The following is a 25,579-nucleotide window of genomic DNA, read 5'->3' on the forward strand; positions in this document are numbered from 1 at the left end:
AGATGACAGAACATACAGCACCTGATGCCACGCGACTGATCGAGCGCCATGCAAAAGCCGCCCGCGCGCTTGAGCATATGTACACCGAGAAGAACGTCGAACGGCTGAACGCTATCGGCGAAGAGCTCGAAGCCGCTCTCGCTGCTACCAGTGCAGAGCCGATCGACGAAGCTAATCCGATGACAACGGTCCCGTTGCTCCACTATCAATCTTTAGTGCGACGCGCGGCACTCCCTCGCTGTGCCGCGACTGTGAGCGACGAGCGGGAGGCATTCGATGCCGAGCAGCATCAGGTGCTGATTGGCTACGACATAAATGGTGATGCCGTGTTTGGGACGGACCCGGAGGCTCGCGCGGCAGTACCGCAAGCAGGGATGCAATTCAAGCCCGTTGGCCGATGCGAATGCGCGTTCTCGCTGGACGAATGCGAAGTCTGCGAAGCGAATCGAGAGGCGTATCAAGAACACCTCGCCGAGCAAGCCGCCACTCCCCAAGCCTTCTGGACGAAGGAACAGGTAGCCGCCGTACGAGACGATGCCAAGCAGCTGCATGCGAAGCTATCCCCAGGTACGCTGATTGATGATGCCCTTCCGCGCGCCAGCGATGCACTCAAGGATGCGGGCGACGCCGTCACGTTGACCGGCGCGCAACTGGCCGAAGCGCTCGACTTCATCGCGCCGGATCGAGATGGCGATCAACTCGAAACCGAGGCGACCATTCAATACGGCTTTGGGCATTCGGGACAAGGCATCTATTGCTGGATTACTGAATATCCCGAGGAAGGCGCGATCCTGCTCGATGGCACGACGGCTCAGCCAGTCGCAGACGAGGCGGTGACGTATGACGACGTAGTTTCGATCTGCGACGCGCACGGCATCAATCTGCCGGTCGAATACGTTGAGCACGCCGTGGAGATTGCTAACTTCGCCGCCCGCGCAAAGGACTGACATGGACATGAAAGTGTGGGCTGGAGCGCTTGAGGCCATAGGGTTGTTGCTCGGACTGATGGCAGTCGGCGGGTTCTGCTTCCTGCTTGATGTGCTGATTGTTTACCGGAGTGAACGCCAGACGGCGTGGAAGGAAGCAGGCAACGCCATCCGTCTCGCCCAGCATACATCTGATATCGCGCTCACCCGCGCAAAGGAACAGAAATGACCATGACCCCATCCCAAAGCGCGCAGAGCGAGGACGCCCGCAATCTCGTCACACTGGATCGTCGCGACCTGTGGGATCACATGCGCGGCGCGATACATGCGGCTTTGAACGACAAGATCCCGAAAGATTGCGTCGTGTCATGGGCATGGGAAGAAGCCACCAACCGGACCTACGAGATATTCCAGAAGATCGTAGACGCCGCTCCATCGCAAGCCGCTGCAAGCGCTCAACCGCCGCGCGTTCATGGACAGCGCATACGCCTACAGCGTCTTCGACGCCGTACCTAAGAAGAACGCTGACGAAATCCGAATCGCTCGACCGTCTATCGTGTGGCCGACCGGACATGGCGCAAAGGCCCCGTTGATCCTCGATGCCACAGGAGATTGCCATGTTTATCTATTCGATCCGCTATCGCGATGTCTGCGGCCGGTGGTCAGTTGCCTTCGCACAGGCCGCTTCACAGTCCGACGCTGAAGCGATTGCAATCTGCCGTTATGGCGCGTTCCATTCCGTCAGACGTGCCGGATCGGTTCCTTAACAACGTGGTCTGGCAGCCCGAATGGTCAAACTGGACCGGAGCGGCAATTCCCGCCGATCGCGTCGCGCAGTCAGCGAATGCCTGCTTACGATTCGTCGGGCACGGCGTCGCATGCGGCTACCTCCGGTCCCCTAGTGCACAAAGGAATTCCTTGCTACTTCTCAAGTGAACGAAAAATAGAGACCGACAACGCACCAATAAAAATCGGATACATGGCGATGTGAGGTTGACCCAGAAAAACGGACATCTATCCTTTGGAGAAGGAGGTGCCGATTATGGGCAGGCATCGTACCCCGTACCCGGCGGAATTTCGGGCGCAAATGGTCGAGTTGGTGAAGGCTGGACGCAGGCCGGAGGAACTGGAAAAGGAGTTCGAGCCGACCGCACAGACCATCTACAACTGGGTGGCACAGGCTGATCGCGACACAGGCGTGCGGCATGATGGTCTGACCACAGCCGAACGGCAGGAGCTCGCACGGTTGCGTCGTGAAGTCCGGCAACTGAAGATGGAGCGCGACATCCTCTCTCACGCGGCAGCCTGGTTCGCGAGGGAGACGGGATCCATTCCACCGAAGGGCGGTACGGGTTCATGAAAGCGAACCGGGCCCGCTGGCCCATTGCGATGATGGCGCGGCTGCTCGGCGTCTCGACGAGCGGCTATTACACGTGGCTGGTGCGAGAGCCCGCGATGCACACACGTAGCGATGCGCAACTGCTCTCGCGCATCCGCACGCTACATGCGAGCTCGCGCGGCACGTATGGGGCACCGCGTATCCATGCGCAGCTCGCGCGCGAAGGCGTACAGGTGGGGCGCAAGCGGGTGGCGCGCCTCATGCGTATGGCGGGTCTGTGCGGGGCAAGCCGGCGGCGCTGGCCGCGCACCACGCGGCCACGCGCAGGCGCCCGGCGTGCGCCTGATCTGGTGCGCCGGCACTTCAGTGCCGACGCGACAAACGTGCTGTGGGTCGCAGATGCGACCTATGTACCCACGGGCGAAGGATTCCTCTATCTGGCGGTCGTGCTGGATGTGTTCAGCCGTCGCATCATCGGCTGGGCGATGTCCAACCATCTGTACACCGAACTGATGTTACGCGCGCTGGACATGTCGTTGCAGCAACGACGCCATGACGGTGTGATTCTACATTCCGATCAAGGCTGTCAATACACGTCCATTGCCTTTGGACGGCGCTGCCGCGAAGCAGGCGTACAGCCGTCGATGGGCACGGCCGGCGATGCCTATGACACGCGATGTGCGAGTCGTTCTTCGGCACACTCGAAGCCGAACTGCTCTGTCGCGAACACTTCGCGACCCACGAACAGGCACGGCGGCGTCTGTTCTCGTTTCTGGAATTGGGTAGCCCCGTGTCCTTGCGGACACGGAGCCCCCGAAGAACCGTACGTGCGAGTTTCCCCGCATACGGCTCGAGCACCGCGTTAAGCGTCGCACTGACGCCGGCCTTGCCGGAACCGCACAGGGCCTTCGCAAACCCTCGCGTCGTCGGTCTGCCTGATCACTCAGGGGAAAGGCGCTGAACCAGCCTGCGCCGGCCACTCTCAAGCTGCCTTTCCGAGACCTCAGGTGCGCGTCTGCGACAGCCGCACCACACGGAAGTCAGCACCCTTTCAGGTCGGGGCAAATTTTGAACCCCTGTCCGGGCGATTACAGCCCGGCATTCGCTTTTTCCGCGTTCTCTTACCCACTCCCCCAACGGCTTGCCTCACGGCTCACCTGCCACGGGCCCGACTTCAGACCGATGGCGGAGAATCGGGCTTACCACGTTCCCGTTCCTGCCGACCCAGATGCAATTTGAACTTCTCCTCGCAGCGGGCCTGTCCGTTTAGCGCCCGTCTTTTCCCCGGCAGCGTTGCGACGACGTGCTCCTACAACCCAAAGGAGCATCCAGCTGCGTGCCTTTTTGGCTCGGGCCTGTAAGCCGCTTCGGCCCGTTGTTGTTTACGAGGTTTATCAACGGTTCACATCTGTTGCGCATGCGGAACTTGCCTGGCCTCTACGCCGCATTGCGGCTGGCAGCGTCGTCACTCACCGTCGCCAGTAATGACGTCTTTCGACGAGACGTTGTCCCTGGAGCTTCGCACCCGACCGTTACCAGTCACGCACGTCCAGGTAGGCAACTGCCGGTCGTACGGCAGGTCACGGCACGGCAAGCCGCGCGTGACAAGACAGAAACAGACTTTGCCATCCACTACATTGCCGATTTACGTCCGGCGGACGGCGACACGTGTCGCACGAGCTGGTACAACATACGCCGCCTGCACAGCAGCATCGGCTACTGTTCGCCGCTCGAGTTCGAAAACCTGCATGCGCAAGATCAAAGCTTATCGCCGCGCGGATTGCCCACCGCCGGGCAGCGTCGTGGTCGCGACAGGAGAGATGGCCGCGCAAATTCGGACAGTCGGATAAGTGGAACGCTCGGGGCCTGAGCCGGCGATAATGCCGACAAAGGAACCAGGAAGATGACGAAGAGAACCCGACGGACGCACTCAGCCGCGTTCAAAGCGAAAGTGGCGATGGCGGCGGTCAAGGGTGAGCGGACGCTAGCCGAACTGGCGCAGCAGTTCGATGTGCACCCGAACCAGATCACCGAATGGAAGCGGCAGTTGCAGGAACGTGCCGCCGACGTGTTTGGCGCAGGCGGCACGGCGTCGAGCGAGCCGCAAGTCGATTTGAAGGAGCTACATGCGAAGATCGGCCAGCTCACGCTGGAGAACGATTTTTTAAGCGGCGCGCTCAACAAGGCGGGATTGCTGAGCGCAAAGCGATGATCGATCGTACACACGCATTGCCGGTCTCGCAGCAGGCGCGACTCGTTGGTATCGCAAGATCGAGCGTGTATTACCGGGCGCAACCGGTGAGCGAGGCAGACCTGTTGCTGATGCGCCGGATCGATGAACTGCACATGGAGTTTCCGTTTGCCGGAGCGCGGATGCTGGCGCGACTGCTGCGTCGCGAGGCACACGAGATTGGCCGCCGGCGCGTGCGCACGCTGATGAAGCGCATGGGTATCGAGGCGCTGTACTGCAAGCCGAACACGAGCCGACGCAATGCTCAGCACAAGATCTGGCCGTATCTGCTGCGGGGCATGACGATCAATCGGGCAAACCAGGTCTGGGCACTGGATACGAGTTATATCCCGATGGCGCGCGGCTTCGTGTATCTGACCGCCGTGGTGGACTGGGCCAGCAGGAAGGTACTGGCCCACCGCGTAGCGATCACGATGGAGGCGATGCACGCTGTCGAGGCGTTGGAAGAAGCGTTCGCAAAGTACGGGCAACCTGAGATCGTCAATACCGACCAGGGCAGCCAGTTCACCGCGACAGTGTTCACCGGGGCCGTGCTCGGCAGGGGCATCCGCCTGTCCATGGATGGCAAAGGCGCCTGGCGCGACAACGTGTTCGTCGAACGCGTGTGGCGCAGCGTGAAATATGAAGAGGTGTATCTGAAAGCCTATGAATCGGTCGGCCACGCCCGGCGCTCAATCGGCGATTACATCAATCTGTACAAGTGCGTTTCATACTGCCCAACCTCGCTATGTTGTTGATAAATCTAGAGAGCCCTGTTGTGTCGTTGGTATTGTGGGGTGTCCACGCCGTGCGCGAGCCCGTCCGACGAGTTCGGTAACTGCGTCCCCGGTCAGCGAATTGCGATTGAAGATCCATGGCCCGTCGGGTAACGGATGTTCGGCTGGGATCTTGTTGCGCTCAACTGCGAGCCTGAGCGTTCCGGGGCTCACACCGATGAACGCCGATGCCTCGGTCAACGTCATCCATCCTTCAGCAGCACGTCGTTCGCTCGAATAGACCGGGATCTGATGGTGGCTGCGCAACGCGGTGACTCGCTCCTGGGTCCAGAAGTTACCCCGGCCGGTTCGCAGGTCATTGCGATTGAGTACGCCGGCGATCACCAGATCCGGACAGATACGGACAAGCTGGCGCACGGCATCAATTGCTTCACGTGACGTATGCGTAGTGTTCTCTCCGCGGCGCCGCCGCGGCACGCGAATCTCGGTATGTACTCCGCCCTTCCAGTGAATGACGAGCACGATTTCGCTCGTTGCGTCGTCAACGTCAACGACGACTTCGTGGATCAGGGTGCGCACTATGCGCTTCTTCAGGCGGGCGTCGGCCTGCGGCCAGATCGATTCCAATGCAGTGGCAAGATCGGCAAACTCCTCTGGCTGGGTAGGCGGTATCTGGCCGGATGTGCGCGACTGTTGCTCGATACGCGATTCCAGTTCCTCTACGCGTAGTAGCGCATGATTCCAGCGCCGCTCCAGTTCGTCGGCGACGAGCCGGTTCTCGGGGTCAGCAGCATCGTACTGTTTCTGCGCGCGTTGCGCGGCGTAGCGTGCAGCCTGAAGATCCCGCTGCAACGCGGCCAGCACTTCGTCCTGCTTCAGGGTCTCTTCTTCGCGCGCCACGATTGCTGCCTCAATTGCCGCCGGTTGAACGACCTGCAAGACCGCCTCGGCGATGGCCGCGTCCGCGCGTGTGCCACCGAACGCAATACAACGCGGTTGCCCCTTGTCCATCCAGCCGCGATGACAGCTATAGCGCAAGGCGTCGTGCCTGTTACCCGTGTAGTGTAGCGTCAGCTTGCTCGCGCAGCGCCTGCAGCGCAATAGTCCCGCCAGCAGGGCCTCACCGTTCTTCGGGGCGCCAGCGTGTCCGGCCAGACGCAGGTTGCCGCTAATGGCACACTGGATCCGTTCGAATTCGTCCCAGTCAACGTACCCTTCGTGGGCATTCGGAATGAGCGCAAGCCACTGATCCCGTGGTTTGCGGCGATCACGTTTGCGTGGTTCCCCAGCCTCGTAATGGATCGCGCATTCGGTTTTGCCATAGGCATACGTGCCACCGTAGATCGGGTTGGTCAGGATCCGGTACACCGTGCCGTAGCTCGGCCGTTTCCATTGGATTTCGCCGCGCGGCATGCATGCCGGCAACTGCAGGCCGTGCTCCAGGAACCATAACAACGTCTGACGCACCGAACCAATCGCGCCGAACTGGCGGAATACTGAGCGGATGGCGTCCTGCACGCGCAAATCCGGATCCTTCTCCAGGCGCTGGTCTTCGGTCTTGCAGTAACCCACCGGCGCCGCGACAATGAGTTCGCCGCGTTTGGCCTTCTCCCGACGAGCTTCGAGCGAACGCTGACGCAACAGATCCAGCTCGTATTCGTTCAGGCTGCCCTTCAAGCCGAGCAGCAAACGATCGTTGCTCTGCCGCGGTGAGTAGACGGTCTCCTGATCGACGAGCACCGTGTCGACGACGCGGCACACCTCAACCAGTTGCTGCCACTCGCGACTGTTGCGCGCGAATCGTGAAACCTCGCGAGCGGCAACTGCGCCGACGTGCCCAAGACAGACCTCTGCGACCATCCGTTCGAAGCCCGTGCGCGTTTGCGTTCCGGCCGCAGAGCGTCCCAGATCCTCGTCGATCACCTCGATCTCGTTCCAGCCCAACTGATGCAGACGATCCTGCATCGCATACTGCAGCTTCTGGCTCTCCAGATTGTGGCTGACCTGGTAGGCCGACGACTGGCGCACGTACAGCATGGCCTTGCGCGCCAGATGCTGCGCCCGAATCTTGTCACTCATCGCGCACCTCCGGCTCGTGTACGGCGGCGAGCAGCCCGCGACGGTGTTGCCGCAGCAGCTGCGCCAGCAAACGCACCGTCTGCTGCCGGACTGAAGTTGACCCGCGAAAAACGGACACCTATGCTTTTGATCAGGAGGTGTCGAAAATGGGCAGGCATCGTACCCCATACCCTGTGGAATTCCGGGCTCACATGGTCGAGCTGGTTAAGGCCGGAAGAACGCCTGAGGATCTGGCGCGCGAGTTCGAGCCGACCGAACAGACGATCAACAACTGGGTCGCGCAGGCCGATCGCGATGCGGGTGTGCGTCACGACGGGCTGACCACGGCCGAGCGGCAGGAACTCACACGGTTGCGTCGCGAGAACCGGCAACTGAAGATGGAAAGGGACATTCTCTCGCAGGCCGCGGCCTGGTTCGCGAGGGAGACGGGAGCCGTTCCGCCGAAGGGCGGTACGGATTCATGAGAGCGAACCGGGCCAGGTGGCCCATTGCCACGATGGCACGGCTGCTCAGGGTCTCCGCGAGCGGCTACTACGCATGGCTGGTGCGTGAGCCATCGAAACGCTCGTGTAGCGATGCGCAACTGCTCGAGCGCATCCGCACGCTGCATGCGAATTCACGCGGCACATATGGGGCGCCACGTATCCATGCGCAGCTCGCGTGGGAAGGCGTGCATGTGGGATGCAAGCGGGTCGCACGTCTGATGCACCTGGCCGGCCTGCATGGTGCGAGCCGGCGGCGCTGGCCACACACCACGCGGCAACGCGCGGGGGCTCGGCGCGCTCCGGATCTGGTGCGTCGGCACTTCTGCGCGGAGGCGACAAACATGCTGTGGGTGGCGGACGCCACCTACATCCCGACTGGCGAGGGGTTTCTGTATCTGGCCGTAGTCCTCGACGTGTTCAGTCGCCGAATTGTAGGCTGGGCGATGTCAAGCCATCTGTACACCGAACTGATGCTGCGCGCACTCGATATGGCGTTGCTGCAGCGACGCCACGAGGGCGTAATTCTACATTCGGACCAGGGATGCCAATACACCTCTATTGCATTCGGACGGCGCTGCCGCGAAGCCGGTGTGCAACCGTCGATGGGGACGGCCGGCGACGCGTACGACAACGCGATGTGCGAATCGTTCTTCGGCACGCTTGAAGCGGAGCTACTCTCGCGAGAACTCTTTGCGACTCGTGAACAGGCCCGGCAACGCATCTTCTGGTTCCTGGAGGGCTGGTACAACGTACGCCGCTTACACAGCGGCATTGGCTATCGTTCGCCGCTTGAATTCGAAAACCTCAACGTTAAAAGGCAAACCGTATCGCCTTGCGGGTTGTCCACCGGCGGGCAGCGTCATGGTCGTGAGAGGCGACCCGCCGCCCGCCCGTGGACAACCCGCGACTCAACACTCAACGGAGGTTAGATCGCATCAAATCGCAGGCTGCAAATCCGTCCGTCGAACCGGGTCAACCTCAGACCTCTTGCGGCAGGTGCTCCCATTGTGGTGTCTTCGGAAAGAGACGGAACAGGTCGAGTTGACCGCCCGGTTGGGGGTTTGTCTGGCGTCGCATCAGCACCTCCTGTACGGAGCAAAGGATGGTGCTCGGCTTGTACCATACCGCGCGGCGTGGCAGCAGGCGCCTGCGCCAACAGGTACTTCGGTTCCCTCAATGCTTCACAGCTGACGGCGGGAGACGTTGCCGAGGTAATGCGACAGCAGGCAACGGGATCGAACATCCATTGCGGCACCTCCAGCAAGCCCGCCGTGTCGAACGGCTCTCGCCCACAGCGCAGCACTGACTCGGCGTTCTTCCTCTCTATCGTGGTGAAAATCCATACCGTGTGCCCGTACCACGGGTGCCAGCGGTAGAGAACCTCCTTTGATTCGCCGATATGGGCGTTGTGTTGACGGCTTGTACAACCAGAGACGACCTCATTCGAGTCTGGAAGACCGCACGCCGGATGAGGCATACTTCGCGACGCTGCCTGCGATCAAATTGGCAGCATGACTGCCCCGGACGTTCCACTTAAAAATCTCAGAAGACTGTCCGAACGAGTGAGGCCATCTCTAGGCGACCCGCCGCCCGACCGTGGACAACCCGCAATTCAACCTTATCGGGAGGTGCCACACCGCATTAAACTCAACTGCAAATCTATCCATCGAACCGGGTCAACCTCAACGAAAGTGCGCGTGGATTCTCTGTTGCGGTCTGTCCAGAGTTGAAAACTGCCGACTGGATTTTTCGGTATGGCTGACGGTATCGTCACTCCCGACCGGCCGGAGAAGCCGTATACACAAGGGTTCCCGTCGCCGATTGACGATCGAGTGGGCGTTATCAAGAGCGACATCCGCGAGAAAGACCTCGGCGGTCCCCGTACATCAAGGTTGCCGAAACGGCAACACTCGTTCGATGGTTCAGGCGACCGTCAAGGCGGGCCGCGAACCGGCGAAGGCAGAGCGCTTAGCATTCGGCCGGCTGACAATATGCTGTCGTATCGAACGCCGGAGTCGGCGGGGATACGCGGCAGATTTCACCATGCGGCAAGTGCGGCGATTCTTGCAGCGGGGGTGTGGGTAGGGGTAGCCTCGCATTCGAAAACTGGAAGTCAAACCCGGCACGGGCTTGCCGACGATCCCAAGATTCCCGTCTCTCCGCCAGAATACCCCGCCAGATCAGGCTTCCAGCCTGTCACCCCGCAATCTCCTATGCCTTAACCCCGTGCTCGACCCGCACGCTGTCATGATGTGCGTGTGTTGCGCGGTCGCGGGCAGTCGCTCGGACGAGCCGTCGGCCTGCCTACATCAGTTGGATGAGAAACCCTCAATCGAGTGCGGGAAAAAAACCAATTCCTGGGGGGCGCCGTCAGAAGCGTCAAGGTGAATCATTTTGCCGTACTCGCGCGGCTCCAAATCGAATACGCGCACGGTCTGATGAACAGTCGGGTCGCCGCTGAACTGATATTCAACGCACGCAACTACGGCGAATCCCGGAACAAATCCTTTGGCGGGACCTTGGCTGTGGGCCTTCCATTGCAGGTTCTCAACAGCGCTAGGGAACATTACATCGCCCATCCCGCGTGCACGGGCAAAATCATCTTGCTGGCATGCTTGGGCTACAGTGCGCCGCAGAACCTCGGTCGGTTCAGCATAAGAGAAACCACCGAGACTGGTTCCCCTTCGTGCGGGTTTGCTAGCGGCATCATCATGGCCGTGAACATGACGTTGAAAGCCGGCGATCGGCCTACATTGTTTAGGCGATATCCGAACGTGTATGCCATGCCGTTGTTCTCGTTACGGACAAGCGGGCCTTCTGGTTGCGTTTCCAGCGAAATCCAGGGCCGCTGATCAAACTTGATCGCCTGTGGTTGCTCTCGGGATGCCTTGAACTGGTACCAGGATGCTCCAGCGCCAAACACTGAGCCGATAGCCGCAAATAACGCAACCCAAGCGGCTACATAGTCCAACCAGTGCTTTTTCGTCTCACGCTCCGACATATCGCCCCGAGTTTTCCAGGAGATCATAAGTGAAAGGTGATGTCGATGACCCGGGCGAGCATCGACCTCGGGCTTGACCGGGATATCGCATTTGTGGACAGCACAAGGACGCCTGCCGATATCGTTTTTCGCGCGGAACTGCAGAGACTGGCGAAACTGTCGCCGCAACTGAAGCTGATCTTCGTATGCGAAGGCATCGGTGACGAAAGCGATTGGGCTGGCGCGACAGGTCGGCTTGGCCTGCAACAGCTTTCTGAATGGCTGCCTGACTTCAAGGAGCGGGAAGTCTTCACCTGCGGCCCTGCCGGCTACATGTCCGGAGTAAAGGATTTGCTCCAGAAGGCGGTCACGACCCGGACCGTTACCACCAGGAAAGCTTCACTTTCGCGCCGGCTGTGGCGCCGGAGCCTATGGAGGAAAAGAACGGTGCGGCTCAAGAGGTGTTCACGGTCAGGCTTTCCCGCTCGGCCAGGAGGTTCACCATGAGCCCGTCTGACACCGTGCTGGCTGCTGCGAGGAAGAACAGCGTCCCGATACCGTCGTCCTGCAGTCAGGGTGTATGCGGGACATGTAAAACCAGGGTGCTTGAGGGCACTGTGGATATGAAGCACAACGGTGGGATTCGCGAAAGAGAGGTTCAAAAGGATTTCCGTTTGCTTTGCTGCACCCGACCCACATCGGATCTCGTTCTCGAGCTTTGAAACTGCATTGCGAATTCCTCCTGCGATAGTACGGTCGTGCTGGCTGTGCTCCAGGTTGAGGTTGGCGCGAGTGGCGCTGCACATGGTGACGGCAAGGTAACGGTGGTGCGGCAAAACCAACGTGCTAGACTGCATCGCTGGTCATTCGCAACGTAAACATTGCCGATACCCAACATGAATACTTCCTTCGTGAATCCGTTGCCAGGCGTTCCAGATGTTGAATCGCCGTTCTTCGACGAGCTTTTCGCCCAGAAGGAGGCATCTGAAAACGTTTTACGTGCGGCCAGACAACTCCGCGAGAATGGCTTCGCGATTATCGATTTTCCGGATGCCGAGTTCGACGCGCGCGCGGAGCGAATCAAAACGAAATTTCATGGAAGGTTTGATTTTGACCACTGGCGCGACGAGCTCTGGCATAAAAATGATGGCATGAGGGTGCAGGACGCGTGGGAGACCGACGAGGACGTGCGATCGTTGGCCTCCAATCCACAGATTCTTCATCTTCTTTCCCAGCTCTACGGACGCCGTGCCATCCCGTTCCAGACGCTGAACTTTCCTGTCGGAACACAGCAGCCTATCCACAACGACGCCATACACTTTTCGTGCGTTCCAGAGCGCTTCATGTGCGGTGTGTGGGTCGCATTGGAAGACGTAGACGGCACCAACGGCGCGCTCGAATACTATCCGGGCAGTCACAAATTTCCGACCTATGTGAATGAGCACATGGGCGTCTGCTCGGCAGCGCAGCACAAGCCCACGGCGCACTACGCTAGATACTTGAGCCTCTGGCAGCAACTGATCAGGAAAGCAGGAATCGCACCTGTAACGTTCCACGCCAGGAAGGGGCAGGCACTGATTTGGGCTTCGAACCTTCTGCATGGCGGCTCAAAGCAGACCGATCCAACCCGTACCCGTTGGAGTCAGGTCACGCACTATTACTTCGAAAACTGCGTGTACTACACCCCTGTGGTATCTGACCCGGCGTTCGGTCAGACCCAATATCGACAGATCAAGGATGCCAGCACAGGTTTTGTTCAGCCCAACATTTATTCTGGAGTCGAAGTCGAGCATGCCGTCATCGAACGCAGCATGCCTGATGCGTTTGAGCCGTACGCAAGGCCGAAACTCCCACCGGATTTCGATCCCGCCGTCTACCTGCAACTGAATCCAGACGTTGCGGCAGCCAACGCAGATCCCGCGGCACACTACCTGGACCACGGGTGTCGGGAAGGGCGGCGGTGGAAGTTTCTCTGAGATGTGGGGTATTCGATCCAAGCCGGTTCAGCCATCAGATCGACAAGGTCGGGCGCGCGGTCATGGACGCTGTGTAGAACCAGGTTTGAATGAATGCACGCCATGGCGAGTATGGACAGTCTGGACAAGAACGGTTCCGTTCAGCAAGGCAGCGCTCGTATAGCGCAGCGTGGACATATGGTTTGGCCATGCTCCCGTCGTCGCGCGTCGTTGTTCCAGCAGGTCCGTTCGGTGAGTGGCCGTCTCAACGTTGTTTGCCGCGGAATGCGCGAGCGCGCGCTGCGAGGTCTCGCGCATAGCTCCGCCGGGACAGAACACAAAACCCGGTCAACGAGAATTTTGTGCACGCGGGATCGTCCCGAGAGGCGCGAAGCTTCGACGAGCCTCACCCCTCATCCCCCTCCCGCAACTCCCCCGTATTCCCCCGTTCCGCGCAAGCGCCCGTAACAGGCGGCCGCCCCCGCGTCGCCTCTGACAGCGTCACTCCCTGCTGAATCCCAGCCTTCGCCAGCATATGTGCGCTAATCGGCGCGGTGAGAAACAGAAACGCCGGAATCAGCAACTCATGCAGGCTCGCGAAGTTGTTATGCGCGCTGAAATACACCACCGACGCGAGCACGATGCCGCCCACACCGAGCGTGGTCGACTTGGTCGGACCGTGCAGCCGCATGAAGAAGTCGGGCAGCCGAGCGAGCCCGACCGCCCCGACCAGCGTGAACAGACTGCCGGCCAGCAGCAGCAAACAAACGATCGCTTCGACAAAAGTTTCCATCGGCACACCCCACGCTAGTTGAGTTCGATGATGTCGCCGCGCTGCAGGTACTTGGTGAGCGCGACGGTACCCACGAAACCCATCACGGCAATCAGAAGCGCAACCTCGAAGAGCACCGTCGAGCGCAAGCTGATGCCGTACACGACGATCAACGCGATCGCATTGATGTTGAGCGTGTCGAGCGCGACGATGCGATCGGGCAGCGACGGCCCGCGCACGAGGCGCCACAGCGCGAGCAGGAACGCGATGCCGAGGATTGCGAGCGAGATCGGAATCACGATGGCTAGCATGCGAAGATCTCCATCAAAGGGGCTTCGTAACGGGACTTGATGAGCGCGATGAGTGCCGCTTCGTCGCCGAGATCGAGCACGTGCACGGAGAGGCGCGTGCGGTCGTCGCTGAGTTCGGCGCACAGCGTGCCCGGGCTCAGCGAGATCACGCTGATGAGCACCGTTAGCGCGATTTCGTGGGTGCTGTCGAGCGGCACTTCGATGAACGCCGGGCGCATCCGCTGCGTCGGGCCGAGCACGAGCAGCGCGACCTCGACGTTAGCGACGATGATATCGACCAACACATGCCAGCCGAGGAGCACGAGCAGCCACGGTCGGCCGAAGCGCACCGGCCGCAGCCACAAGCCTTCGGCGACGCGAAAAGAGATCGCGTAGCCGAGCGCGGCGCCGAGCAGCAGATTGCCCGGCGAGACGTCGTTCATCAGCAGCACCCAGCAGATGATCAGCAAGACCGCGAGCCACGGGTGGGGGAAGAGCCTTTTCAACATCGTCAGTTCCCCTGTGCGTCGGCCGTGGTCGCGGCGGCCGCTGGTGGCGAGGAGCGCGCCGCGGGCAGGATCGCGTGCACGTAGGCGGCGCGATCGAATAGCTGTGTCGCCGTATCGGTGAGATAGTGCCGCACCGCGCCCGCGCCGAGCGTGATGGCCACGACACAGCCGAGCAGGACCGCGCAGGCGGCGAGCTTCGCATTACTGCCACGCGGTGCGCGCTCCGCTTTGCCGGCGGCGGCGCGCGCGGCCGGCGCGGCCCACATCAGGCGCGTGCCCGTGCGGCTCAGCGCGACGATCGAGAGCAGGCTCGACAGCAGTACCGCCGGCCACAGCACGACTGCCGCGCCGAGCGGCGTGGCGGCCAGCACCATCGCCTTGCCGAGGAACCCGGACAGCGGCGGCAGGCCCGCGGCGCCCACCGCGGCGATCAGATAGAGCAGCGCGGCGAGGTTCGACAGCCACGGTGCGTGCGTGCGCGGGACCGCTTCGACCGTAGCTTCGGCTTCGGTGTGAGCCGGTTCCCCGACCAGCACGGCGAGCGCGCCGGCCGTCTCGACCTGCAGCGGCTGCACCAGCGCCAGCGTCGCCACCGCTTCGCCGTCCGGGTCGGGCGAGATGGCCGCCGCGGCCGCGTCGTCGAGCGCTTCGAGCGAGCCGGGCTCGATCGAATTGGCATCGGCGGAAACGGCGGCGTGGGCGGCGTGCGGTGTCGGGGCTTGCTCGGGTTCGAGCGTGTCGGCGAGCAGGAACAGCGCGCCTGTGCAGAGCGTCGTGCTGATCAGGTAGTAGAGCAGCGCGCTCCATGCAAGCGGCGTCTGTAGTGCGATCGCCGCGATCAGCAGACCCACCGAAACCAGCACGAGATAGCCCGTCGTGGTCTTGAGACTCGACACCGCCAACGCGCCCAGCGCGCCGAACACGATCGTCGCGATCGCGAGCCACCACGCCCACTGATGCATGAACGCATCGAGCACGCCGCCCGCCGCGCCGAACACGAGCGCGTCGCAGCGCAGCATCGCATAGATGCCGACCTTGGTCATGATCGCGAACAGCGCGGCCACCGGGCCGATGGCGCTGCGGTAGGCCTGCGGCAACCAGAACGACATCGGAAACACGGCGGCCTTGAGGCCGAACACGAGCATCAGCGTCGCGCCCGCGAACTGCGCGAGCGGCAGCGACTCCGGCCCGAGACGCGCCAGACGTTCGCCCATGTCGGCCATGTTGAGCGTGCCCGTGACGCCGTAGAGCACGCCGATCGCGACCAGAAAGAACGACGAACCGACGAGGTTCATCAACAGATAGTGCAGCCCGTTGCGTACCCGTCGCGCGCCGCCACCATGCAGCAGCAGCGCGTACGACGCGATCAGCAGCAGTTCGAAGAACACGAACAGGTTGAAGAGATCGCCCGCGAGGAAGGCGCCGTTCAGGCCCATCAGCTCGAACTGGAACAGCGCACGGAAATAGCGGCCGCGCCTCGCGTCCTCGCTCGAGGTGCCGAGCAGGCAGCAGACCGCCAGCACGGCGGTGAGCACCAGCATCAGCGCGCCGAGCCGGTCGAGTTCCAGCACGATGCCGAACGGCGCGGGCCATGCGCCGAGCGCGTAGCTGGCGATCTCGCCTTGCGCGGCGCGCGCCATCAGCAGGCACGCGACGGGCAGCAGCGCGATGATGGCGAGCGCGTTCAGCGCGCGTTGCAGGCGTTTCGCGCGCAGCGGCAGCGCGACGATGACGCCCGCGGAAAAGAGCGGAATCAGGATCGGGAGCAGGAGGACGTGGTTCATTCGCCGTGCGCCTCCTCGCCATTGACGCGATCGTTGCCCGTGATCGAAAACGAGCGCAGCGCGAGCACCACGGTGAAGGCCGTCATTGCGAAGCCGATCACGATGGCCGTCAGCACGAGCGCTTGCGGCACCGGATCGACGTATTGCGCCCCCGCCGCGATGACCGCTGGTTTGCCGATCGCAAGCCGGCCCATGCCGAGCAGGAACAGGTTGATCGCATACGAGAACAGCGTGATGCCGAGAATCACCGGCAACACGCGCGCGCACAGCAGCAGGTAGATGCCGCACGCGCAAAGCACGCCGATCGCGATGGCAAAGGCGGCTTCCATCAGCTTTTCTCCACGGACTGCATGTCCTTGTCGCGTACGCCGAGGTGCGAGACGATCGTGAGCGTCGTGCCGACCACCGCGCCCGTTACGCCGAGATCGAACAGCATCGCCGTGGACAGTTCGATCTCTCCGATCAGCGGCACGTGCAGGTGCCCGAACGCACTGGTCAAAAACGGCTGGCCGAACGCGAGACTGCCGAGCCCCGTGGCTGCGGCGATCAGAATGCCGAAGCCCGCGAGCGCGCGGTAGTTGAGGTGGATGCGCGACTCGGTCCACAGCACCCCGCTCGCGACGTACTGCAGCAACAACGCGATCGAGAGGATCAGCGACGCGATGAAGCCGCCGCCGGGCAGGTTGTGGCCGCGCAGAAACACGAACACGGCGACGAGCACGGTGAGCGGCAGCATCAGCCGCGCGAGGATCGCGAGCATCAGCGGATGCGATTGCGACGACCATGGCCGCCCATCCGGCCCCGCATCGGGCGACTTCAGGCGCAGCCCGCGCAGCAGCGCCTTGACGGCGAGCCCCGCGACCACGAGCACGCTGATTTCGACCATCGTATCGAAGCCGCGGAAATCCACGAGGATCACGTTGACGACGTTGTGGCCGCCGCTGCCGGGCAGCGCATTGGCGAGGAAGTACGGAGCGATGCCTGGCAGCGGCGCGCTCGTCATGATCCTGTACGACACGGCGCCGAGCAGAGCGCCGCCCGCGAGCGCAAGCACGCCGTTGCGCAGCCGGACGGGGAGCGGCTCGACGGCGCGTTGCAGCGCGGGCAGGAAATAGACGGCCAGCACTAGCAGCAGGATCGTGACCAGTTCGACGGAGATCTGCGTGAGCGCGAGATCGGGCGCGGAGAAGCGCACGAAGGCGAGCGACACGAGCAGGCCGCAGGTGCTCAGCATCACGAGCGCGTAAAGGGTGCGCGCACGCACGAGCACCACGCCGACGGCGAGCAACGCCATCAGCACGAGGCCGCTTAGCGTGAACGGATCGGGCGGCAGGCGCGTGTGGCTGCCGCTCCAGGTGTCGAGCGCGAGGAGCGGCACGCCCGGCACGATCAGCATCGCCGCGATCATCCATGCGAGGTAGGCCGGCAGCGAGCGCGTCTCGAACAAGCGCACGATCACGCCGGCGCTCTGCTCGAGACGCTGCACGAAGCGGTCGAAGATTTCGCTCGCGTTCAACTCGGTGAGCGCCGTGCGATGGTGGCGGAACGCATTGCGGCGCAGGAAAAAGAGCGCCGCGCCCGCCGCGAACGACACCGCGCTCATCACGAGCGGCGTATTGACGCCGTGCCACAGGCTAAGGCTGTAGTCGGGCAGCTTGCCGCCGAGCGTGACCCACGCGGCCGACTCGAGCAGCCTGCCGATGCTTTGCTGCGGGAACAGGCCGATCAGCAGGCACAGCGCCACGAGAATCTCGACCGGCAGCCTCATGAAGCGCGGCGCCTCGTGCGGCGGATAGTGCGGCAGATCGCGCGGCGTCTCGCCGTCGAAAAACACGCCCCAGACGAAACGTAGCGAGTACGCCACGGAGAGCGCCGCCGCCACGATCGCGATGACCGGCACGGCGAGGTTCAGCGGCCCGAACATGCTTTGCGCGAGTGTTTCGCCGAAGAACATTTCCTTCGAGAGAAAGCCGTTGAGCAGCGGCACGCCGGCCATCGACAGCGACGCGACGCTCGCGAGCACGGCCGTATGCGGCATGTACCTGCGCAGGCCGCGCAGACGGCCCAGATCGCGCGTGCCGGTTTCGTGATCGACGATGCCCGCCGCCATGAAGAGCGACGCCTTGAATACCGCGTGGTTGACCGTGTGAAAGAGCGCGGCGACAGTCGAGAGCTGCGTGTCGAGGCCGAACAGCAGCACGATCAGGCCGAGATGGCTGATGGTCGAATAGGCGAGCAGGCCCTTCAGATCGCGCTGCAACAACGCCATCCCCGCGCCGCCCACCAGCGTGATGAGCCCGGCTACTGTCGCTGTGTAAGCCCATAGGTGGGTACCTTCGAAGACCGGATAGAGACGCGCGAGCAGGAACACGCCGGCCTTCACCATCGTCGCCGAATGCAGATAGGCCGACACGGGTGTGGGCGCCGACATCGCGTGCGGTAGCCAGAAGTGAAAAGGAAACTGCGCCGACTTCGTGAACGCCGCGAACAGCGTGAGCAGCAGAATGGCCGGGTAGAGCGGATCGTGCTGCACCTTGTCAAGCTGGGCGAGCACGTCGTTCAGCTCGTAGCTGCCGCATACGTGGCCGAGCAACAGCACGGCCGCAAGCAGCGCGAGACCGCCCGCGCCGGTGATGGTGAGCGCCATGCGTGCGCCGCGCCTTGCGTCGGGCCGCGATGGCCAGAAGCCGATCAGCAGGAACGAGACGAGGCTCGTCAGTTCCCAGAAGATGACGAGCAGCAGCAGGTTGTTCGACAGCACGATGCCGAGCATCGCGCCCATGAAGAGCAGTAGCAGCAGGTACAGACGCGGCAACGAATCGCTGCCGGCGAGGTAGTAGCGTGCGTAGATGAAGACGAGCAGGCCGATCGCGAGTACGAGCAACGCGAACATGAACGAGAGGCCATCGAGGCGCAGCGACAGCGCGAGGCCGATGTCGGGCATCCACTCATGGCGCCATTGCAGCACGTCGTGGTCGCCCATGCCCACGCGCTCGCTCAGCAGCAGCGCGCAGCCGAACAGCGCCGTCGCGAACGCGATCCAGGTGCAGAGCGCGGCGGCGCGCGGCCTCGTGAGCGCAATGAGCGCCGCGGCCATGAACGGAAGTAGGACGAGCCACCCCAGTACCATTCGATACCCTCCGGGAGTTCGAGTGTTAGACGGTGTGGCTGGCCGGTGGGACTGGGCCGGCGTGCCGCCAGCCGGGCGGCTGCCCACGGGGCACAATCATAGCCGCAAACAGCCCGGCAGTTCACATCGATACATCAAGCATAAATATACGCACCGCGAAGCGGGCGGCGAGCCCGACTGATGCCCAATCATGCCCATTGATGCGGACGCGCGTTCGATTTAACACCCGTCGCGTGACATGCGGCGCGCTGATGCACCATAATCGGCAAACTTGACGATCAATCGAGGCGCCAAATTGAAAGGAACTGAACTGGATCTGTATGCAACTGAAGAGCCAGGCCACACTTTGGCTTTCAATCTTTTCGATGGCACATGGGTGTCCGATGTGCCGGGCTACGGTTTAGGTATGGCGCCCCATTTCGACGATGGGCGTCTCCACTGGTTCGAGATCATGTGCGGCGGCTTTTCCGGAAAAAGCGTGCTCGAACTCGGACCCATGGAAGGCGGCCATACGTTCATGATGGCCAAAGCCGGCGCTTCACGTGTCCTTGCTATCGAGGCGAATTCGAAGTCCTTTCTCAAATGCCTGCTCGTGCAGAATGCATTGAAGTTCAATGCCGAATTCATGTATGGCGATTTCAGAGAATTGCTGAAAAAGCGCGATCAGCGATTCGATCTGATTCTTGCAAGTGGCGTGCTCTATCACATGATCGATCCGGTATCGCTACTGGAAGATATGGCATATGCGTCAGATTCGATCTGCATCTGGACGCACTATTACGATGCCGAAGTCGCGCGGATGAATGCGAACCTGCAAAGGCACTTCGATCCGACGCCGACCGTCTCGGAGTTTCGCGGACGCGAAGTCCATCTCCACCGACATAGTTATCTCGACAGCATCAACAACGTAAAATTCATCGGCGGGACTGCTCCGCAAGCCAACTGGATGACCCGCGAAAGCCTGATGACGATCCTCGACGCACTGGGTATGACGGTGATCGTCGGCGTGGACGATCGCGAACAACATCCGGCCGGCCCGTCGATTCTTCTTTACGCTGCTCGCATTCCGCATTTCAACGAGGCGCACTATCTTCAGCGCAACCCCGACGTAGCAGAAGCCGTTGCGCACAAGCACATCAGCTCTGGCGCGGAACACTACATCCGCTATGGCCGTGCGGAAGGGCGCTCGTTCGAGTGATCGACACCGCGCAGCCAGCGTCGTGTTCAAGCCAGTTACCCTAAAACGCGAACCCGGAAAGTTCCCCGAAAATGAATACTCTCGAGAATCAGCGCTTTTTCGATAAGCCCGTCGTCGCGGACGTTCCGATCGACAGTCAGACCCAGGTCTTCAAATTCGAAAAATTTCCCGCGGCGGGCCCCGTTCCCTGGCTCGATCGACCGGATGCGCTGGAGCGGGTTGCCGAGCTGTTGTCCCAAGGCGTAATCAGCGAGCAGCAGGCCGAATGGTGCCGCAAATGGGTGAGCGACGGCTATCTGATCATTGAGGGTTTCTTCAAGACGGAACAGCTCGATGCGACGTGGCAAGCCTACGAAAACGCGATTGCCGACGGCACGCTGCGGCCGCCGCACGAGCCGCTTTTCGAAGGCGATACGCTGCCTGGGCGAACGCTGAATCCGCATTTCAACGTGCCGGCTGTTCGCGAGATGCTGTTCGACGCGCGCATGAACGAGATCGTGAGTCTGCTGCTGGGCGCGAAATCGGCGCCGTTCCAGACGATCGGCGGTCACAAGAGCAGCGAGCAACTCGAGCATTCCGATTCGATTCACATGTCGACCTATCCGAACGGGTATCTGATCGCGAACTGGATCGCCTTCGAGGATATTCATCCCGACTCCGGGCCGCTCGTTTATCACCCCGGCACGCACAAGCTGCCGTATCTGATGTCGACTGAATTGGGCATGCCGTTCGGTTGCGGGTATTCCGCTTATCACGACATCTACGAACCCGCGATTCAGAAGCTCATCGCTGAACGTTCATCGGGCCCAAAGCATTTCTACCCGAAAAAGGGCGATGTGCTGTTGTGGCATGCGAACCTGCTGCACGGCGGCAGCAAGATGCGCGATCCGGAGCACGTGAGTCGCAAGGCACTGGTTTGCCATTTTTTCGCGGATGGTTGTCTGTGCTATCACGACCTGACCGGCATGCCGTCGAGCCTGACGCCAATCGTCGACTTCGACGGCGAGGCGTACCTCGAGGCCAATCCGGACGTCGCCGCGAGCGGCGGCAATGCATTGCAGCACTACATCTACTACGGTCGATTCGAAGGTCGCCCGTTGAGCAGCGCCGAATCGTTTCAACGCAAGGCGCGGCTTGCCCAACTGCCTGACGGTTTCGATCCGAAGCTTTACCTCGAAGCAAATCCCGACGTCGCCGCGGCGGGCGTCGACCCGGTCGAGCACTTCGTCGACTTCGGCCGTGCGGAGGGCCGGCCGTTGCGGCCCTGAGTCATGCATGGCGCCGAAGCCGGCGAAGGCGGCCTGCTTCGGCAAGTTTGCGGACAGTGCATGTCGAAACCTTTTGTCCGCGTCTCGCGCGCACAGTCACCCGGGTTGACGACCCGCCTCCGCCCAAAGCATGCGTTCGAGCGCGCTCGCCCCGGCACGGGCCGCCCGCCATCACGCCGCCCGTGCCAGCCTCCTTTGTGCATGTCCTCCGGTCTTGCTCTAAACTAGCGCCCGCCCAACCCACGCCCCGATGCGCCCCGTCACGAGCAACAACCGATGCCCCCAGCCTCCATCGATCCCGCCGATTCCCCGCATTTCAGCCTGCCGAAACACCCGCCGTTCCAGCGTTTCTGGTGCACCCGCATCCTGTCGTCGCTGTCGTTCCAGATGCTCGCGGTCGCGATGGGCTGGCATGTCTACGCGCTCACGCATAGCGCGTTCGCACTTGGCCTCGTCGGTCTCGCGCAGTTTCTGCCGATGTTCCTGCTGACGCTCGTCGTCGGCCATGTCGCCGATCGTTACGATCGCCGCCGCATCGCCGCCGTCTGCCAGAGCCTCGAAAGTGTTGCTGCATTGCTGTTCGCGATCGGCACCTTCGGCGGCTGGATCAGCGCGCCGGTCATCTACGTGCTGGCCGCCTGCGTCGGCGCGTCGCGCGCGTTCGAATCGCCGGCCGTGGCGTCGCTGCTGCCGGCCGTGGTGCCGCGCGGCTATCTGCCGAAGGCGACCGCGTGGGCGACGTCCGCCAATCAGACCGCGCAGATCGCCGGGCCCGCGCTCGGTGGTCTGCTGTACGGCATCGGTCCCGGTGCCGCGTATCTCGCGTGCACGCTGACGTTCGCGGCGGCGGCCGCGTCGGTGTGGAGCATTCCGTTGCAGATGAAGCCGGCGAGCCGCGCGCCCGTCACGCTCGAATCGATCTTTTCGGGCATCGCGTTCATTCGTCGCGAGCCGGTGATTCTCGGCGCGCTGTCGCTCGATCTGTTCGCGGTACTGTTCGGCGGCGCGACCGCGTTGCTGCCGATCTTCGCGCGCGACGTGCTGCACGCGGGCCCGCTCGGTCTCGGCCTGTTGCGCTCGGGCACGGCGATCGGCGCGCTCGCGAGCACGATCTGGCTCGCGCATTTTCCATTGCGCAACCGGCCAGGCGCGGCGATGTTCGGCGGCGTGATCGCGTTCGGCATCGCGACGATCGTGTTCGGGCTGTCGCATCAGTTCCTCGTGTCGTTGTTCGCGCTGATGGTGCTCGGCGCGTCGGACACGATCAGCGTGGTGGTGCGGCTGTCGCTCGTGCAATTGCGCACGCCCGATGAAATGCTCGGCCGCGTCAGCGCGGTCAATTCGTTGTTCATCGGGACGTCGAATCAATTGGGCGAGTTCGAATCGGGCCTGACCGCGGGATGGTGGGGCGCGCAGCCGGCGGTGCTGGTCGGCGGAGCCGCGACGATTGCGATCGCGCTGTTGTGGATGCGGTTCTTTCCCGAACTGCGGTACACGCGCACGCTCGAGCGCGAAGAGGCGCTCGCGGCGAGCGCCTGATTGCCAGGGCCTGGGCACCATCACCCGATCCATGACACGATGAGGAGACGAACCGCATGAGGCAGTCCGAACTGCACCCCGCCGCGCCGGTCGCGGCGACGATCTATCGTGGTGAATCCGTCGAGAACACGCATCTCGCGCACGTCGCGGTCGTCGATGCGGACGGTCGTCTGCTGTATTCGTTCGGCGACGCCGCGCGCATGACGCTCGCGCGCTCCGCCGCGAAGCCGGCCCAGGCGCTCGCGGTGCTCGAAACCGGCGCGCTCGAGCGTTGCGGTTTCGACGAAGCCGATCTCGCGCTGATGTGCGCATCGCACAGCAGCGAGCCGCGTCATATCGAACGCACGCGCGGCATGCTCGCAAAAGCACAGGCGAGCGAGGCCGACCTGCGTTGCGGCGGCCATCCGCCGTTATCGGATGCGGTGTACGTCGAGTGGATCCGGCGCGGCTTTGCGCCCACCGGCGTGTGCAGCAACTGTTCGGGCAAGCACGCGGGCATGCTGGCCGGCGCGCGTTCGATCGGCGCGGCGCTCGCCGGCTATGAACTGCCCGGGCATCCGTTGCAGGTGCGCGTGAAGCAGACGGTCGCGAGCGTCTGCGATCTGCCCGACGAGGGCGTGCAATGGGCGATCGACGGCTGCAATCTGCCGACGCCGGCGTTTGCGCTCGACCGGCTCGCACGTCTGTTCGCGAAGCTCGCGGCGGCGCAGGATCAACAGGAAACCGAAGCCGCCGCGACGACGCCGCGTGCGGCCGCGCTCGCGCGCATCTATCGCGCGATGACGTCGTACCCGGAACTGGTCGGCGGGGAGGGGCGCTTCTGTACGCTGCTGATGCAGGCTTTCGATGGCGCGCTGGTCGGCAAGGTCGGCGCGGACGGCAGCTATGCGATCGGCGTACGCGCATCGCGGCAGACCGCGCGGCTCGGCGCGAAGGGCGCGCTAGGCATCGCGCTGAAGATCGAGGACGGCAATCCCGCCGTGCTCTACGCGGTCACCGCCGAGTTGCTCGCCGTGCTCGATATCGGTACGCCTGAACAACGCGCGGCGCTCGACGGCTTTCATGCGCCGCAGCGGCTCAACACGATGGGCGTCGAGATCGGCCGGATGGACTTCTCGATCGAGCTTGCCGCGCATCGTTGAGCGCGGCGCCCCGATTCACTGCTCGACACCCCAGACCTCAAGCCGCCGCCGCCTTCGCCGGCGCGGCACCCAGCGCATCACGGATCGCATCGGCGAGCTCGCTCGCCGCGAACTTCGCGACATAGCCGTTGGCGCCCGCGTTCTTCACATGCGCCTCATTGGCCGCGCCCGTCAGCGACGAGTGAATGATCACCGGAATATCGCGCGTGCGTTCATCGGCCTTGATCTGGCGCGTCAGCATGAAGCCGTCCATCTCCGGCATCTCCAGATCGGTCAATACGAGCGCGATGGTGTCTTTCGCGCGCGCGCCGTTTTTCTGCGCTTCGCGCGCGACCTGCTGCAGCGTCTGCCACGCTTCCTCGCCGGTCTTCGTCATGATGTAGTCAGCGCCGATCGCGGCGAGCGCCTGTTCGATCAGCTTGCGCGCGAAGCCGGAGTCGTCGGCGGCGAGGATCTTCGCGCCGCGGCGGATGCCGAGCGCCTGGCCGACCGAGGCCGGATCGACGCTCGGATGCTGCGACGGGAACACGTCGCGCAACACCTGCTCGACGTCGATCACCTGGGCGAGCCGCGAGTCGCCGGTATTGCCGTCGATGCGCGCGATGCTCGTGACGAGCTTGCCGCCCGCCGAGCCATCGGCCGACAGCACCTGGTTCCATTCGAGTCGCACGATCTCGTCGACTTCCTCGACCGCGAAGGCCTGAGTCGAACGCGCGAATTCGGTGACCAGCAGGATGTTCAGGCCGCGCGTCGGCTCGCAGCCCATCAACCGCGGCAGATCGATCACGGGGATGATCTGCCCGCGAATGTCGACCGCGCCCATCACGTAAGGCGACGATCCGGCGATCGGCGTGACGGTCGGCATCGTCGAGATTTCGCGCACCTTGAACACGTTGATCCCATACAACTCGTGCGCGTCGCTGCCCGGCACGTGGCCGAGGCGGTATAGCAGCAGCTCGAACTTGTTGGAGCTCGTCAGGTTGCTGCGTTCGGTGTGGCGCTCGTGATTGGCACGGTGGTCGTCTGCCATCGGAATCGTTCTCCAGAATTGCGGTGCTGAGCGGTGCTGAGCGGTCCCTGTATCTGGTTATCGGCGCCGATGGCGAAAAATTCAGCACTGCGTGGCAGCGTCGAGCGGCGCGCGCGATTCACGCGAATACGGCAAACGTGTGCGCATTCATATGAGGGTTACCTAAGGTTACAGAAGCGACAGTAG

20 protein-coding genes and 3 pseudogenes are annotated in these 25,579 nt (G+C 62.6%); 15 read left to right on the plus strand and 8 right to left on the minus strand.

Going from position 1 to position 25,579, the window contains the following annotated elements; all coding sequences use genetic code 11:
* The first annotated feature begins 2 nt into the window (after positions 1-2).
* The 7 genes and pseudogenes from OKW41_RS27105 to OKW41_RS27135 all read left to right on the plus strand — a co-directional run.
* Positions 3-947, plus strand: a complete 945-nt coding sequence (locus tag OKW41_RS27105; RefSeq protein ID WP_429448879.1) for a hypothetical protein — start codon at positions 3-5, stop codon at positions 945-947.
* A 1-nt stretch (position 948) separates the two neighbouring features.
* Positions 949-1,155 carry a hypothetical protein gene (locus OKW41_RS27110; protein ID WP_429574528.1) on the plus strand — a complete coding sequence of 69 codons (207 nt, stop codon included), beginning with the start codon at positions 949-951 and terminating at the stop codon, positions 1,153-1,155.
* A 2-nt stretch (positions 1,156-1,157) separates the two neighbouring features.
* Positions 1,158-1,442, plus strand: a complete 285-nt coding sequence (locus tag OKW41_RS27115) for a hypothetical protein (RefSeq protein WP_429448883.1) — start codon at positions 1,158-1,160, stop codon at positions 1,440-1,442.
* A 101-nt stretch (positions 1,443-1,543) separates the two neighbouring features.
* Positions 1,544-1,693, plus strand: a complete 150-nt coding sequence (locus OKW41_RS27120; RefSeq protein ID WP_429448884.1) for a hypothetical protein — start codon at positions 1,544-1,546, stop codon at positions 1,691-1,693.
* Between the two features lie 254 nt (positions 1,694-1,947).
* Positions 1,948-2,286, plus strand: coding sequence for a transposase (locus OKW41_RS27125; protein WP_429574529.1), 339 nt, complete (start codon positions 1,948-1,950; stop codon positions 2,284-2,286).
* Positions 2,283-3,131: an IS3 family transposase gene (locus OKW41_RS27130; RefSeq protein WP_429574530.1), complete on the plus strand. Its 849-nt coding sequence runs from the start codon at positions 2,283-2,285 to the stop codon at positions 3,129-3,131. Before OKW41_RS27125 ends, OKW41_RS27130 begins: the two co-directional genes overlap by 4 nt.
* Positions 3,132-4,168: 1,037 nt before the next feature.
* Positions 4,169-5,214 (plus strand): annotated as a pseudogene (locus OKW41_RS27135) (IS3 family transposase); the annotation flags it as partial.
* A 27-nt stretch (positions 5,215-5,241) separates the two neighbouring features.
* Here the strand turns inward: OKW41_RS27135 and OKW41_RS27140 are convergent.
* A complete protein-coding gene (locus OKW41_RS27140; RefSeq protein ID WP_429572119.1) occupies positions 5,242-7,311 on the minus strand; it encodes a recombinase family protein in 2,070 nt (689 codons plus the stop codon).
* 146 nt (positions 7,312-7,457) lie between these two features.
* On the opposite strand from OKW41_RS27140, the pseudogene OKW41_RS27145 reads away from it, so the two are divergent.
* The 4 genes and pseudogenes from OKW41_RS27145 to OKW41_RS27160 all read left to right on the plus strand — a co-directional run.
* Positions 7,458-8,596: pseudogene (locus OKW41_RS27145) on the plus strand (IS3 family transposase); the annotation flags it as partial.
* A gap of 1,584 nt (positions 8,597-10,180) precedes the next feature.
* Positions 10,181-10,648: a hypothetical protein gene (locus tag OKW41_RS27150; protein WP_429448890.1), complete on the plus strand. Its 468-nt coding sequence runs from the start codon at positions 10,181-10,183 to the stop codon at positions 10,646-10,648.
* Between the two features lie 185 nt (positions 10,649-10,833).
* Positions 10,834-11,498: pseudogene (locus OKW41_RS27155) on the plus strand (flavin reductase family protein); the annotation flags it as partial.
* A gap of 174 nt (positions 11,499-11,672) precedes the next feature.
* Positions 11,673-12,752: a phytanoyl-CoA dioxygenase family protein gene (locus OKW41_RS27160; RefSeq protein ID WP_429574531.1), complete on the plus strand. Its 1,080-nt coding sequence runs from the start codon at positions 11,673-11,675 to the stop codon at positions 12,750-12,752.
* A gap of 385 nt (positions 12,753-13,137) precedes the next feature.
* Here the strand turns inward: OKW41_RS27160 and OKW41_RS27165 are convergent, their stop codons facing one another.
* Genes OKW41_RS27165 through OKW41_RS27190 form a run of 6 tightly spaced genes read right to left on the minus strand, consistent with a single transcriptional unit; the run spans position 13,138 to position 19,216 of the window.
* Positions 13,138-13,524, minus strand: coding sequence for a Na+/H+ antiporter subunit G (locus tag OKW41_RS27165; protein ID WP_429574532.1), 387 nt, complete (start codon positions 13,522-13,524; stop codon positions 13,138-13,140).
* Between the two features lie 14 nt (positions 13,525-13,538).
* On the minus strand, positions 13,539-13,814 hold the full coding sequence (locus OKW41_RS27170; RefSeq protein ID WP_018418609.1) for a K+/H+ antiporter subunit F: 276 nt from the start codon (positions 13,812-13,814) through the stop codon (positions 13,539-13,541).
* On the minus strand, positions 13,808-14,302 hold the full coding sequence (locus OKW41_RS27175) for a Na+/H+ antiporter subunit E (protein ID WP_429574533.1): 495 nt from the start codon (positions 14,300-14,302) through the stop codon (positions 13,808-13,810). Before OKW41_RS27175 ends, OKW41_RS27170 begins: the two co-directional genes overlap by 7 nt.
* 2 nt (positions 14,303-14,304) lie before the next feature.
* Positions 14,305-16,086, minus strand: coding sequence for a monovalent cation/H+ antiporter subunit D (locus OKW41_RS27180; protein WP_429574534.1), 1,782 nt, complete (start codon positions 16,084-16,086; stop codon positions 14,305-14,307).
* Positions 16,083-16,415, minus strand: coding sequence for a Na+/H+ antiporter subunit C (locus OKW41_RS27185; protein WP_429574535.1), 333 nt, complete (start codon positions 16,413-16,415; stop codon positions 16,083-16,085). The genes OKW41_RS27180 and OKW41_RS27185 overlap by 4 nt, the downstream gene beginning before the upstream one ends.
* Positions 16,415-19,216, minus strand: coding sequence for a monovalent cation/H+ antiporter subunit A (locus OKW41_RS27190; protein WP_429574536.1), 2,802 nt, complete (start codon positions 19,214-19,216; stop codon positions 16,415-16,417). Before OKW41_RS27190 ends, OKW41_RS27185 begins: the two co-directional genes overlap by 1 nt.
* A gap of 295 nt (positions 19,217-19,511) precedes the next feature.
* Between OKW41_RS27190 and OKW41_RS27195 the strand changes: the two genes are divergently transcribed.
* From OKW41_RS27195 to OKW41_RS27210, 4 genes are all read left to right on the plus strand, one after another.
* Complete coding sequence (locus OKW41_RS27195) at positions 19,512-20,414, plus strand: class I SAM-dependent methyltransferase (RefSeq protein WP_429574537.1); 903 nt, start codon at positions 19,512-19,514, stop codon at positions 20,412-20,414.
* Positions 20,415-20,485: 71 nt separating this feature from the next.
* Positions 20,486-21,682, plus strand: a complete 1,197-nt coding sequence (locus OKW41_RS27200) for a phytanoyl-CoA dioxygenase family protein (RefSeq protein WP_429574538.1) — start codon at positions 20,486-20,488, stop codon at positions 21,680-21,682.
* A 276-nt stretch (positions 21,683-21,958) separates the two neighbouring features.
* Positions 21,959-23,221, plus strand: a complete 1,263-nt coding sequence (locus OKW41_RS27205; RefSeq protein WP_429574539.1) for an MFS transporter — start codon at positions 21,959-21,961, stop codon at positions 23,219-23,221.
* 56 nt (positions 23,222-23,277) lie between these two features.
* Entirely contained in the window at positions 23,278-24,363 is a 1,086-nt protein-coding gene (locus OKW41_RS27210; RefSeq protein ID WP_429574540.1) for an asparaginase, read from the plus strand.
* A 37-nt stretch (positions 24,364-24,400) separates the two neighbouring features.
* Here OKW41_RS27210 and OKW41_RS27215 read toward each other — a convergent pair whose 3' ends face one another.
* Positions 24,401-25,393: a chemotaxis protein gene (locus OKW41_RS27215; protein WP_429574541.1), complete on the minus strand. Its 993-nt coding sequence runs from the start codon at positions 25,391-25,393 to the stop codon at positions 24,401-24,403.
* Positions 25,394-25,579: the final 186 nt, after the last annotated feature.

The sequence above is a fragment of the Paraburkholderia sp. UCT70 genome (genome assembly GCF_050434085.1).
Taxonomy (GTDB): Bacteria; Pseudomonadota; Gammaproteobacteria; order Burkholderiales; family Burkholderiaceae; genus Paraburkholderia; species Paraburkholderia tuberum.

Coding starts and splice junctions, on each gene's coding strand:
- OKW41_RS27140 (WP_429572119.1), bottom strand. CDS start 7,311: ATGAGTGACAAGATTCGGGCGCAGCATCTGGCGCGCAAGGCCATGCTG.
- OKW41_RS27165 (WP_429574532.1), bottom strand. CDS start 13,524: ATGGAAACTTTTGTCGAAGCGATCGTTTGTTTGCTGCTGCTGGCCGGC.
- OKW41_RS27205 (WP_429574539.1), top strand. CDS start 21,959: ATGCCCCCAGCCTCCATCGATCCCGCCGATTCCCCGCATTTCAGCCTG.
- OKW41_RS27130 (WP_429574530.1), top strand. CDS start 2,283: ATGAAAGCGAACCGGGCCCGCTGGCCCATTGCGATGATGGCGCGGCTG.
- OKW41_RS27160 (WP_429574531.1), top strand. CDS start 11,673: ATGAATACTTCCTTCGTGAATCCGTTGCCAGGCGTTCCAGATGTTGAA.
- OKW41_RS27170 (WP_018418609.1), bottom strand. CDS start 13,814: ATGCTAGCCATCGTGATTCCGATCTCGCTCGCAATCCTCGGCATCGCG.
- OKW41_RS27210 (WP_429574540.1), top strand. CDS start 23,278: ATGAGGCAGTCCGAACTGCACCCCGCCGCGCCGGTCGCGGCGACGATC.
- OKW41_RS27190 (WP_429574536.1), bottom strand. CDS start 19,216: ATGGTACTGGGGTGGCTCGTCCTACTTCCGTTCATGGCCGCGGCGCTC.
- OKW41_RS27105 (WP_429448879.1), top strand. CDS start 3: ATGACAGAACATACAGCACCTGATGCCACGCGACTGATCGAGCGCCAT.
- OKW41_RS27115 (WP_429448883.1), top strand. CDS start 1,158: ATGACCCCATCCCAAAGCGCGCAGAGCGAGGACGCCCGCAATCTCGTC.
- OKW41_RS27185 (WP_429574535.1), bottom strand. CDS start 16,415: ATGGAAGCCGCCTTTGCCATCGCGATCGGCGTGCTTTGCGCGTGCGGC.
- OKW41_RS27120 (WP_429448884.1), top strand. CDS start 1,544: ATGTTTATCTATTCGATCCGCTATCGCGATGTCTGCGGCCGGTGGTCA.
- OKW41_RS27215 (WP_429574541.1), bottom strand. CDS start 25,393: ATGGCAGACGACCACCGTGCCAATCACGAGCGCCACACCGAACGCAGC.
- OKW41_RS27175 (WP_429574533.1), bottom strand. CDS start 14,302: ATGTTGAAAAGGCTCTTCCCCCACCCGTGGCTCGCGGTCTTGCTGATC.
- OKW41_RS27180 (WP_429574534.1), bottom strand. CDS start 16,086: ATGAACCACGTCCTCCTGCTCCCGATCCTGATTCCGCTCTTTTCCGCG.
- OKW41_RS27110 (WP_429574528.1), top strand. CDS start 949: ATGGACATGAAAGTGTGGGCTGGAGCGCTTGAGGCCATAGGGTTGTTG.
- OKW41_RS27200 (WP_429574538.1), top strand. CDS start 20,486: ATGAATACTCTCGAGAATCAGCGCTTTTTCGATAAGCCCGTCGTCGCG.